Origin of the sequence: Cysteiniphilum litorale, from assembly GCF_003428165.1 — a bacterium.
GTDB lineage: Bacteria > Pseudomonadota > Gammaproteobacteria > Francisellales > Francisellaceae > Caedibacter > Caedibacter litoralis.
In genome coordinates this window covers 18,258-30,392 of the sequence record NZ_QLIQ01000034.1, presented here as the reverse complement: position 1 = coordinate 30,392, position 12,135 = coordinate 18,258, and the positions used below count along the sequence as shown (strand labels likewise).

General features: G+C 34.8%; 8 protein-coding genes. 4 read left to right on the top strand and 4 right to left on the bottom strand.

Annotated features, from left to right (window positions below; translation table 11 throughout):
- The first annotated feature begins 428 nt into the window (after nt 1–428).
- Nucleotides 429–1,199 (top strand): hypothetical protein, encoded by a 771-nt coding sequence (locus DNJ75_RS11765; protein WP_150469041.1) that lies wholly within the window; start codon nt 429–431, stop codon nt 1,197–1,199.
- A 68-nt stretch (nt 1,200–1,267) separates the two neighbouring features.
- Here the strand turns inward: DNJ75_RS11765 and DNJ75_RS11760 are convergent, their stop codons facing one another.
- Both DNJ75_RS11760 and DNJ75_RS11755 read right to left on the bottom strand, forming a co-directional pair.
- Nucleotides 1,268–2,785, bottom strand: coding sequence for a hypothetical protein (locus DNJ75_RS11760; protein WP_117003649.1), 1,518 nt, complete (start codon nt 2,783–2,785; stop codon nt 1,268–1,270).
- Between the two features lie 67 nt (nt 2,786–2,852).
- On the bottom strand, nt 2,853–3,611 hold the full coding sequence (locus tag DNJ75_RS11755) for a hypothetical protein (protein ID WP_117003648.1): 759 nt from the start codon (nt 3,609–3,611) through the stop codon (nt 2,853–2,855).
- Between the two features lie 213 nt (nt 3,612–3,824).
- Here DNJ75_RS11755 and DNJ75_RS11750 point away from each other — a divergent pair, with 213 nt between their 5' ends.
- The 3 genes from DNJ75_RS11750 (at nt 3,825) to DNJ75_RS11740 (ending at nt 6,317) form a co-directional block, all read left to right on the top strand.
- Nucleotides 3,825–4,619, top strand: coding sequence for a response regulator transcription factor (locus tag DNJ75_RS11750; RefSeq protein ID WP_117003647.1), 795 nt, complete (start codon nt 3,825–3,827; stop codon nt 4,617–4,619).
- A 77-nt stretch (nt 4,620–4,696) separates the two neighbouring features.
- Entirely contained in the window at nt 4,697–5,494 is a 798-nt protein-coding gene (locus DNJ75_RS11745; RefSeq protein WP_117003646.1) for a helix-turn-helix transcriptional regulator, read from the top strand.
- Between the two features lie 16 nt (nt 5,495–5,510).
- Nucleotides 5,511–6,317, top strand: a complete 807-nt coding sequence (locus DNJ75_RS11740; protein ID WP_117003645.1) for a helix-turn-helix transcriptional regulator — start codon at nt 5,511–5,513, stop codon at nt 6,315–6,317.
- Nucleotides 6,318–6,343: 26 nt separating this feature from the next.
- On the opposite strand, the gene DNJ75_RS11735 is transcribed toward DNJ75_RS11740, so the two are convergent.
- Both DNJ75_RS11735 and DNJ75_RS11730 read right to left on the bottom strand, forming a co-directional pair.
- Nucleotides 6,344–7,558 (bottom strand): PAS domain-containing protein, encoded by a 1,215-nt coding sequence (locus DNJ75_RS11735; RefSeq protein WP_117003644.1) that lies wholly within the window; start codon nt 7,556–7,558, stop codon nt 6,344–6,346.
- A gap of 29 nt (nt 7,559–7,587) precedes the next feature.
- A complete protein-coding gene (locus DNJ75_RS11730) occupies nt 7,588–12,099 on the bottom strand; it encodes a non-ribosomal peptide synthetase (protein WP_170137231.1) in 4,512 nt (1,503 codons plus the stop codon).
- Nucleotides 12,100–12,135: the final 36 nt, after the last annotated feature.

The window sequence follows — 12,135 nt, the reverse complement described above, 5'->3', positions numbered from 1 at the left end:
TCTGAAACATAATAAGAATTGTCATAATTTCACTCACTGCTAACTGTTGCGCTTTGCCATATTTTCTGTTTCTATCCATGCCAATTTGTTTGAGTTTAAGTTGCTTTTCATAGATAATGCAAAAGTCATCTATGCGGCAAAATGTTGAAATAAGTAGTTCTATCATGTTGATCTTGAGAAATTACCATAAGAATTACTTATTTTAACACCATAAAACCCTTTTAAATCAAGGATTTTAATTCCGAACTCAGGTTAAGTTGAATATAAAGTTGAGTATACTCAGAGATATACACCCATCGTAAAATCTTTACATTTGCGTTGAAATCATACTGAATGTGGCGTAGTATTTTGACATACCTGTTTTATCTATTTTTAACTGAATGCCGTCAATACATCGTAAAGGAAAAATGATTCAAGATGATCCCATCATGATGACAAAAACTCTGGAGGTGGTAAGCCAGTTTGCTTTGGAAGAAAAGCTTCAGCAAATAGTGAGTACTTTCAATTGCTGTGGTATTGATTACGCATTGGTTAATGAGTCCTTTACGTGGTGTGCCCCGTTGCAGCTGCATAAGTACGCTTATCGCTTTCACAGCAATAACCAGTACCGTTATGAGGATCCTTATTTTAGCTATGAGTTGATTGGATTGCTACCACGACTTTGTCATTTATCTGAAATTGCGGTGCACGCACAAGCTTGGCAAAGTTTATTTACGCCAGAGCATTCTAAATATGGAGATTGTTATGCGATTTCTTATTATTTTTGGGTGGAAAGTAATGCGCACCGCTTTGTGCTATATTTTGATAGCATACACAATATAACTTCACTGTACTTAAAGATAGCAGAACTATACTATATGTTGCATGATCTGGTAGTCGATATTTCTCCTTTAACCATAAAGTATTATGATCAGTTCGCTCTATATCCAGAGGATCTTGTGCTACTGGCTTTGCCACCACATTGGCTTAAACCGCCGCAAGATAAGAATATTCAAGTGGCACTTAATCTAAGTGATAAAGAAATGCAATGCTTTATGCTTTTGGGTCATGGTATAACCGAAAAGAAAGTATTAGCTGATAAAATGCAAGTCTCTCATCGAAGTGTTGATAACTATACACAGCGTATTAAGCAGTTACTTGGGTTGACAGAAAGTTATGAGTTATTTGAATATGCAAAACGCTATTGGTTGTTGGTGTAAAGAGCATAAACTATTTTGATTTAACTCTACACAGTAGAGGATTAAGTTGAGGTAGATAGTATTATCAATCACATACAAGATTGACTATAGTCTGTTACTGAAGAGTTTGAGATATTGACATTTGATAGTATCTGTTTATCTTCATGATGAGGGAAGAAGCTACCGTTATTAGCTAAATTGCTGATACACATTGTAGAGTTAGAGATATAAACTCCTTTGGCTGCGCTTGAGAACCAATGGTCATAGACATCGGCAGGGTTAAAATTGTCAGCAAATCGACTCTTTTGTGCAGCCCAAATAATGGAGCTTTTGGTGTCAGAAACAAAGTGGTCAAATTTCACTTTATAGCTCCCAATAGTATAATTCGAGCTTAGATTATCTTGAACAAAAACAGAGTTATCTCCGCCTGAATAATGGATGTTATTAAATGTGAAACTGTACTTTGGCGTATCAAAATCTTCACTTGACAACATAACCATTGCTGATATTGTGTCATTTTTATTAGTTAATACAGCTGCATCATTAATAAGGTTTAGGTCACTTAATTTTCCCGGAGCACAAAGTATAATTTGATCGTCGAAGCGTGCATCTCTATAACGATGTAAAGAGGCTTTGTTGTCTCCATCAATAATTATTCCTGCAGGGATATAAATGCTATGATCAATGGTATACTCTTTTGGTGCAAGCTTAATAATTACAGGATGATCTGCATCAAGCTTTGGATCAATATGTGGGGAAGTCTGTGCTAATTTTATTAGGTCGTCTAAAGATTGCCAATCTTGAGCTTTGATTGTTCTATCGGCAACTTCATCCTTAATGATTTTGTTCAGATCATCAATTTGTTTACTTAATACATTTATTTTTTCTGAATAGATTTGCTCAATTTCATCAACATTTTGTTTTGCTTTTTTAGCATCAGTTTTTGCCTCTTTGGCATCGTTTTCTGCATTGGTAATCCGTTGATCAAACTGATCCACCCTATCTGCTGAGGACTTAGCATTATCGGCTGTTGTCTTTGCCATATTTGCCGTTTCTGATGCGCTACTGGCAAGCTCACTTGCTTTATCTGCTGCCTGTTTAGCCGCATCTGCAGTGCCTTTAATACTATCTGCTGTTTGTTTAGCCGTATTGGCAGTTTGTTGCGCGTCTGAGGCATTTTTCTCAGCCATATTAATGCGACTTTCATAGCTATTAGCTTTATCAAAAGCAGTTTGTGCGGTATCTACGGCAGCTTTTGCTTGATCGTTTGCAGAGGAAGCAATTTGCTTGGCTGAAGTGGCATCGCTTTCTGCAGTAATTAATCTGCTATCAAATGTCTTAACCGTTGTTGCTGCCTGTTGAGCTACTGAATTGGCGCTTGTTGCTGTTTGAATTGCTGAATTTGCATAAGACTCAGCATTGTTAGCATGCGTTTCGGCATTTGCTGCCTGTGCGGAAGTTGCATTAATTGGACTTTCCCAGTCATTAAGTGCTGTAATTAAACTTCCAAGTGTTGGTAAGGCATGAGGGTCCAGATGTGGGACGTTAGCATTAGCCATAGTGCTAATTCCTAGTGTGACCCCACTGATCAATGCTTTAATTTTCATCGAGTTTTCTCCTATTTATATGATATTTTATGAACTATAAAATGATTTGTAAGTGCTAGTGATGTTATTAAAAGTGATATCCAATGCTTAATGACAGATTGAACATATTAGGTACATAGCTACCGCCGTAATATGGTGAATAGATATCTTCTCCAATGCCAAAAACATATTGTGCTTCCAATCCAAGTGTTAATGAATATGGCAATAAATATTGATAGCCTACCGCAACAAAAGGTCGAATATTTGTGTTGTTTGTCTTTTTCAACGCAGGGTTATCATAACTGGCAATAGCAGTTGTTGGATTAAACTGAGAGAAAATAATTGCAGGCCCCGTTGACAATATAATTTCACTGTTAATTGCAGGAAGAGGTAAGTGCGCACTGATTAAAATATTAATTCCGGAAAAGGACATCTTAATGTCACCATTAGGAAACTTGTCCGTGCCAGTATTATCAATCAGTTGAGCATTGGTGTTGAACGTATTCCAATACCTTATGCCAAATGTTAGATACTTCCATGGGCGTATTCCAAACTCAGCAGCAAGGTAAGGAGAATAGCGCTTGGCTTGTTGGTAAATATCATAAGTCCCAACATCCGAGCGAAAAACAGTTTGTTCAGATTGTGGATAAGCCTTATAGGATAATCCGCTATAAACATTCATATAAAACCATTCGTTTGCGGCAAGCGCGGTTCTGCTGTCATCTTCGCTTAATGATATTTGGATAGCAGTATCTAACTCAGATACTGAATTAATGGGTTTACTGTTTGCATAGCTTATGCTTTGTATAAAGAATAAAGTCGTTAATATAAAATAAATTTTTCTCATCAAAAATCTCTACTGGGTTATAAAACAGAGGCAATTATTAGGGAAAAACATTATCGGAGCGATGTTAGTCTAAAAAACCGGACAGAATGATGATTTTTTTAACAAAATGGTGCTTATTGTTGTAGTGTCGTAGGGTGGGGAATCTTGCTTGAGTAGACAGAGTTTAATTATTGTGTATAATGTGTCCATTATATCACCGTCATACATAAACAGATGCCAACGATTCAAGAAGTGCACAAATGGAGCTTTGCAAAATATAGAAATGCGTTAAAGAGATTAATGTACCCTGTGATTGATAAATTACATGTTACTGGGTTGTCGTATACGAGATTATTTGCAAATGGAGAAGTCATTAACGTACCGATTCTAGAGCATGATATATATGGTGCCTGGTTAGAAGGGAGTCCAACCAAAGATCCTGCATTTTGTTTGAGCAACCTCACTAAAATTCCAAAAGTGATATGGTATCATGAATTAAGTGCTTTTTTATGCAATGACGATCAATCTAGCTATGCTTTTATTAGAACTATGAATAAATTTGATTATTGTTTGACTTACCTTAAATATAATGACGATAATTCAATTAGTAGACTTTCAGTGCTGACTTCATATACTGTTATGGGTTTTTTTAGCGATAAACAGCTTTTGTTAGATCAATGCATAGCGGCAATTGAATCCTATATATTTGACTGCAAGACACGTATTGCTCTAGAGTTTGATATTTCAAATGATATTTCTCCTATTATTTTTAAGGGTGTTGATGAGATTGTGGCTATTGAGGTTTTATCAAAGTTGACGGCTCAAGAATTGCTTTGTCTTAAATTAATTTATGCAGGATATTATGAGTCAAAAGAAATTGCGTTAAAACTGCATAAATCACCCAGAACAATTGAAGGAACAGTTGCACGACTCTCACAGAAGCTCAGTTGCAATAACAAATATGAGTTAGCGGTTAAAATAAGTAAAATGCATGATGTGATGCGCTGTGTGGTAATGAAAGGGTGGTAGGTAAAAGTAATAGGTATTGTTTTAATGATTACGATAAAACTAAAATGTAAATCAACTTGTGGAGTTTCTTGAGTATAATGGAGTTTGCAAATCAACAATGTACCTTGCGAGACATACATCACTATCACTGGAAAAAATATGAGCATACCTTTAAAAAGATCGTTCAATCTATGGATTTGCCGTTTGACATTGAGGGTTTGACTTATACGGAAACTTTTAGTTCAGGAGTGGCAATTAATCTTCCATTAAAATATCTGGAGAGCTTTCACGATTGGGCTCAGTCTGAAAAAGCACATATATCTTCTTTTCTCAACGTACTTCATCGCCCAAAAGTTGTGACATTAGATGAATTAAATGTTTGTTCTGAAGATAGTTATCCATATCACTTGTCTCTTGTAACACAAGAAGCATTTAACATCTTACCTATTCAGTATCTCAGGATAGGGAATCAGTCAATTGCCAATATATGTATATTCATTAAAAAGAGTAACTATCTTGAGATTAGCATTCAATATGCGCATCTTAATATTCTTGCGTTAACGCAAAAACTATTTGATTCATTGCGGCAAGAATATCATTATTTAGCTCATGATTTTTGGGTCAATACAAGACAGAATAATTTTTATTTTAAACAGCATAACACACCAAAAATATTTCCCGATTTAACACGATCAGAAAAGTCATTTTTATTTGCAATATGTCAAGGGCTTTATGAAACAAAGCAAGTTGCAATACATTTAAATCTATCTGTTCGAACGATCGAAGGTTTAATGCGTAGTGTTTTACATAAGTTAGAGTGCAAAAATAGGTATGAACTCTTTGTGAAAATAGGGAGTGATTACTCATGTTTAAGCCACGTAATGGCTGATAATTAAGGTTATGGAGTAGCAAATGAATGTAGTAGAGGAGATCTACACAAAAAGTTACCAAAGATATGAGTATAAATTAAATAAAATTTTAAAAAGTGCTAATTTAGCTTTATCTGTAGAGTCTTTAATATACCATCGCTGTTATTCTCATGGTGGAGTGTTTGCACTACCCTTATTAGCAGATGATAGCTTAAGCGATTATTATACCTCGCCTGAGGCAGATAAAAGAATTTTTCTTGATTTTGAAACTTTGCTATTATCTCCTACGATTAATGATGTAGGTTATAAAAATGCAGTATATCAGTCATATAACCAGTCTTTTTGTGTTGATCATATTCTTACCAAGGAGGAAAGACATGCTTTGCCATGGCATTTACATTACCATCCTGACCATTCAATTAGTTTTTTGTGTATATTTGTAAAGAAAAAAGATGCTCTTATTGCAAATAAATTATTTTATGGAGGACATTTCAGACAGTTACATCAAACGCTTGATCAATTGATTTTGCAAAATACGTTTGATATCGATTTGGATGGATTTACATTTAAAAATGTAAATCCATCCAAAAATTTGCTTGCAAAGTTTATACCCTCTCCGCAGTTTAGCGAGTTAACGTATACTGAGAACCTGTGCTTTTTAGCTATTTATAATGGTAATTACGAGGTGAAAGCACTTGCTCTATGTATTGATCGCTCACCGAGAACCATTGAAGGATTGATTGCCTCTATGATACAGAAATTAGGGGTGAACAATCGTTATGAACTCTTTGTTAAAATATCTCAGTCACATGAGCACAGGAGATATTTAGCATACATTGCCTATAAATAACTTGAGATCGGTATGTGTCTGTCAATTTACTCGACTGTCTCATCCATCTCGTCGTCATCGTCTACTACGACAAATGGTAGGGTAAATGAAAACTCAGCCCCTTCAAATAAATGCTGATTTAACTCAACTTCATTTTCACAAAGTAACTTAATATAATGTTTAGCTAAAGCAAGATCATATGCAAACTCATGTTTATCTATAGCGACATTAGTGTTTTTAAGGTCCGTGAAGTAATCTGCGCTAAGGTTATCATCTTCTAGCTCCAGAAATGGCATAGTGCCTTTAAATTCAAAGGTTATATAAAGTTTGTCATGCGCTCTGTCTTTGGCAGTAATGTTTAAGTTAATATCCTTTTGAGCGTCTCTACTGATTCCTTTTGTATAATTAGCAAGTAGTGTTCTAATAATGTGGCGAAGTTTTTTATAATCCACATAGATTTTTTGTTGTGATTGGCTATCCATTTCAAATGATACTTTAACATCATATCTCGCACTAATTAAGGCATTTGCAATGCCAATTTCTGGTGTGATCAAACCCTTTAAGAACAGAGGTGTTGTACGATTCGAATCAGGTGCTGTAAGAGCATCATTTTCGCTGATAATTGCGCTATTAATCCTTTGATACATTGTATACATTTCAGATAAGCTTTCGTTAATGCTGTAGAGTTCATTACCCACAGCAATCTCAAGGCTTTCTGGAACAGTAGATCCCATTAATTGCGCCCCTATATTATCAACTGCCTGCGAAATATTTTTAAGAGCATCTATCCATTCATAACCATATGATCTAAGATAGTGTCGTTGAAATGCTAATTTTTTCTCCAGTTGATCCTTTTGGTGTATGGTTTCTTCTTCAAGGCGTTTGCGTTCGGTGATATCATAAGAAATACCACAAACCCCAAAAATGTTACCACATTCATCGAATAATGGTGAAAGTGCAACATCGAAATAAACAATGTTTCCAGATTCTGGATTTACGATTTGTTCTTGACAATAAACTTGTTTTCCTGTTTTTATTACTTGCTTGTGATGAGCAATAATTTCAGTACCCATATCCTTTGGATGCATTTCGAGTGGCGTTTTTCCTAATATATCTTCAAGTTTCATCCCTGCAGCTTTAAGTATGAAATCATTTGCACCCATTAACTCATGGTTTGTGTTAAGCCAATAGACACCACCGGGGATAAGATTTGAAAACTCACTAAATGATGAGGTTAAATCTTTTTTATTCGTTATGAGCATCTCTACATCCTTGATCCTAATTTTAAGTTTTAAACAGTGTCATCCGCAAATTGTAGCATAGTGATTATATCTAACAATTCTAAGGTATATAACAATGGCGCTATAATTAATAAACTACTGATGACTGCAACTACTTTTTTATGTGTTTTGAATATATTTAGCGCCTTAAGCTTGGCTTCATTTGGCAATCTTAGGATGCTTTTCAACCAGATGTGTACCTTAAAAGGTTTAGGTGCATTTGTTGGCGTTTCTAAATTTATATCAAGCATAGTGTTCAATTTCTCAATATAGAATTTTAATTGCATGTTACTAATTCTTGTCCATTGAAAATCTATCATCTTAAATACGGACTCCGTTTTGTTTTGTAAAATAGCGCTACCATTACTTCCAATAGAATGACCCTTTTTACCATCAGTGTGCCATTCCATGCGTAACAGAAACCGTCCAATTAAATCACAATCATCATTGTGCTGTAAATAGTTAACTAACCTATCAATAAAAGTTTCAAAATTCACAATGGTGATTGTGTGATTTTTCGTACTCAGCATTTGAGATAATTTGATTTTATTTGGGTTAAATAGATGATGTGTCTGATTATTTAACTCAGGTTTATCAAACATTTTCACCATTGCTGTTGCCGTTATATCAGCAGGTGAGATCTCGGTTTCATTCATATTATCAGCGATACAGCCTAATTTGCGGATAAAGGTAATGTAGGTTGCAAATGCGTTATCTTTGACATCTTCCTGCACATTACCATTTTGTTGCATAAAAGCTAAGTTTCCAACACGATATACACTACTATTAATGCCTTTTTCGCGCCATTGAATGGTATTGATCTCACCGAGATATTTGGTTTTGGTATAGGGTGAATTCCACTCACTATCAATCGTTAATTGATCATCTTCAGTCAAAACAGTTTCATTATCATTGGCAATGCCTGTCATCACAGAATAGCTTGAAATATAATGGAAATCTTTTAAATTGGTTAGCTCACAAAGCTTAAGTAAATTAATCGTTGATGTGACATTGGCGCTATAAAACGTCTGCTCAATACCAAAATGTTTGGCTAACGCAGCGCAATGGATGATGCTATCGATATTTTGTGTCAGTTGATAATATTGCTCATCCGCTACACCTATTTGTCTTTTTTCTAAATCACAGGGAATATAAACTACGCGATCAGAAAAATGGTCTTCTAGAGAGAGATCAAAATAAAACCGGTATTTATGCGCCATACGCTCCATGGCATGTGTCTTATCTTTTGCTCTAATACATAGGAAAATCTGATAAGGTGTTAATGTTAGTAACTGATTAAGGAGATTACAACCCAAAAAACCGGTGGCTCCGGTTAGTAGGACATTTTGGATGGATTTGGTTGTATATTTTACTGCGGTCATATTAGCTATTTGTGATAAATATTGCGCTTTTTTAAGTGACATCGCTGAATTAAGCTTTTGATGTTCGTTGGTCTGTTGGTTGACATATTTATATTTGATTTGTTCTAACTTGGAAATCAATAAATCATGGGTAATTTGCTTATTATGTGCGAGTTTTCTCGGTGTGCGTAAATCAAAGATTTCAGCGACATCGATCTCAAGATTTGACTGTAACACGATTGAGAGTTGGATTGCCTTAATAGAATTACCACCGAGCTTAAAAAAATCATCATCAATGCCTACTTTTTCAATAAGCAGCACAGTAGAAAACGCCTGACACACAATTCTTTCCTGCTCTGTTCTGGGTTCAATATAAGCTTGAGAACTTTGGAAGGCGATGTCAGGTAAAGCATTGATATCAATTTTGCCATTAACAGTTAATGGTATCTCATGAATCTGCAAGGCAGTACTTGGCACCATGTAATGCGGCAGTTTTTCAGTGAGCTTATCTAGGATTGATTGAGGATTAATTTGCTCATTGGCAGTGTAATAAGCAAAAAGGCATTGTTCATCATTCACGACTTTATTGATAACGATAGCTTGTTGAATATCTTTTATATTACTTAAAGCATGTTCAATTTCAGCTAGCTCAATTCTAAACCCGCGAACTTTAACTTGCTTATCGTGGCGTCCAATATACTCTAAATCACCATTATGCAGCCAGCGAACTAAATCCCCTGTTTTATATAAACGATCATAGCCATTGGCTTTGTCAGTTTCAGTAGCAAATGGGTTGGGAATAAACTTTTCAGCAGTTAGTTCAGGTTTGTTAAGATAACCACGCGCTAACCCTGCCCCGCCGATGTATAATTCACCAATAACACCGATTGGCACAAGATTGTTGTATATATCAACAACATAGCATTTATTATTATCAATTGATTTACCAATATTGTTATTTAGGCTGTTACGGTTGAATTTATGTATCGTTGAACATACTGAAGTTTCAGTTAAACCATACGCATTCATAAAATACTCTTGTGCAATTAATTTTTGTAAAATTTTTGTGTTTAAAACTTCTCCTGCGGAGCATAAACAATTAGGTAAACATTTTGTATTCAAGTTTTCTATGAGTCTAGGTGGTAATGTAGCATGCGAAATTTTATTGAATAATAAATAGCTTTCCAGATATTTAAGTTGTGATTTTTTTGTGTCCGATAGAATATGTAACTGAGCGCCAAAACTTAAAGCACCAAAAATTTCCCATACTGAGGCATCAAAACCAATTGATGCAAATTGCAAAATTTTTGATTTTTCATGGATCGTTAACTTTTTTTGCTGTGAAAATGCCATATTACATAAATTTTTGTGTGATATACAAACGCCTTTGGGTTTTCCAGTTGTACCTGATGTATATATCACATAAGCCAAATCATTGGCGGTGCTCATTGGGATTAAATTATCACTTGAGAGGTTTTCGTAGCAATCACTCTCAAGTGATATGATGGGTGCCTTAGAAATAGCTTGCAGTCTTGAGATATAATGTGATTGTGATAATACCAAAGATGCTTGAGTATCATTAAGGATATACTTCACTCTTTCATCAGGGTAGCTAGGATCAAGAGGGAGATATGCCGCTCCTGATTTCAAAATAGCCAAAATGCCAATAATCATTTCTAAGCTTTTATCTAGATATAAAGCGATTAAATTATCAGGAGAAATGGTATTGCTCGATCTGATATAGCGTGCTAGTTGATTGGCTTTGGCATTTAACTGCGCATAGTTAAGTTGTTCGCTCTCAAAAACAATGGCGATATTGTTTGGATTTTTTTTAACTTGTTCTTCAAACAATTGATGAATGGTTTTATCTTTGGGATAAGGTTTGTCTGTTTTATTCCAATCGTAAAGTAGTGTTTTTTGATCAATTGACATTAACTCATATTCAGATATCTTCTTATCTGTGCTGGCTAAAATCTGATTGATCAAATTTTCGAAATACCCAATGAAATAGTTAGGGATATAGTTTTCACGATAAATGATTTCATAACACAAAGCATTTTTATCATATGCAAAACTCAGTGTGGTTATTTTGTTACCATAGAAAAACTCTAAATGATTAAGTGTAAGATCACTCAACTGTATTGGTTGAGATAAAAGACAGGTTTCGATCATTGATATATTTGGTTTTATCTCAAAATTTAATGCCTTTCGAATTTCCTCAAAAGCAATTTCTTGATAATTTCTATCCTCTTTATACTGCTTTTTTATATTATATAACAACCCAGCAAAAGTCATATCTGGTGACAGTTGCACTCGCATAGGATATAGACTGACGAAATAGCCTACTATCTTGTCAAACTCGTTTGCTCGTATATTTTTGGGGTAAGATAACAGAATATCTGTTAAGTGAAAGCATCTAAAAAGAAAGACACTAATGAGTGCATTGAAAAATATAAAGGGTATTGTCTTGTGTGTTTTAAGCAGTTTATTTAAAGCTTTTGAATCAATATCAAGCCGCTGACGATTGATTTGTTCGCCATCATTATAAGTGTATTTAGCAAGCTCATTCTGCTGACATCCTTTCAGGTAGTTCTGCCAGTACTTAATGGTTTCTTCCTTCTTCTTAGCAATCACCGATGTTTCGTACTGTAAATAATCAGTTAGCGAATAGGTTTTGAATTGATCGATGGCTTCTAAACCTTCGTTATAAAGCCTTTCAAAGACTTCACTAAAGACAATCGTTGTGAGTCCATCTGAGATAATATGATGCCAGACAAATTGAAAATAATGCGTCTGATCATTCGTCTTGATTAAAATAGCTCTAAATAACCAATCTTTTTCAAGGTTAAATGGCTTGGCTCTTAATGCTTCGATTGCGTCAAGGGCTTCTTGATCAGTTGAATTATTAAGTGTTTGATAGATGAATTCACCATCAAAATGGTCACGTATGATTTGAGATACTTTACCATCTTTTTCAATAAAGCGTGTTTTAAATGCTTCAAAGTAATCACCGATAGTTAAATAAATTGACTTGAATTTTTCTACATCTAAATTGCCTTCAACACGATACGACACAGAAATATTATAGCTATCTGCCTTTGGATTGAGTTTGTAGGCATACCACAACTCATCTTGTTGTTTTGTTAACTGAAGGCACATCATTTTCCACCATATCATTTGATGCTCTTTCGGTGCTTA

What these genes read in the sequence shown, in the direction of transcription:
- DNJ75_RS11765 (WP_150469041.1), top strand. Translation starts at nt 429, where the DNA reads ATGATGACAAAAACTCTGGAGGTGGTAAGCCAGTTTGCTTTGGAAGAA.
- DNJ75_RS11760 (WP_117003649.1), bottom strand. Translation starts at nt 2,785, where the DNA reads ATGAAAATTAAAGCATTGATCAGTGGGGTCACACTAGGAATTAGCACT.
- DNJ75_RS11755 (WP_117003648.1), bottom strand. Translation starts at nt 3,611, where the DNA reads ATGAGAAAAATTTATTTTATATTAACGACTTTATTCTTTATACAAAGC.
- DNJ75_RS11750 (WP_117003647.1), top strand. Translation starts at nt 3,825, where the DNA reads ATGCCAACGATTCAAGAAGTGCACAAATGGAGCTTTGCAAAATATAGA.
- DNJ75_RS11745 (WP_117003646.1), top strand. Translation starts at nt 4,697, where the DNA reads ATGGAGTTTGCAAATCAACAATGTACCTTGCGAGACATACATCACTAT.
- DNJ75_RS11740 (WP_117003645.1), top strand. Translation starts at nt 5,511, where the DNA reads ATGAATGTAGTAGAGGAGATCTACACAAAAAGTTACCAAAGATATGAG.
- DNJ75_RS11735 (WP_117003644.1), bottom strand. Translation starts at nt 7,558, where the DNA reads ATGCTCATAACGAATAAAAAAGATTTAACCTCATCATTTAGTGAGTTT.
- DNJ75_RS11730 (WP_170137231.1), bottom strand. Translation starts at nt 12,099, where the DNA reads ATGATGTGCCTTCAGTTAACAAAACAACAAGATGAGTTGTGGTATGCC.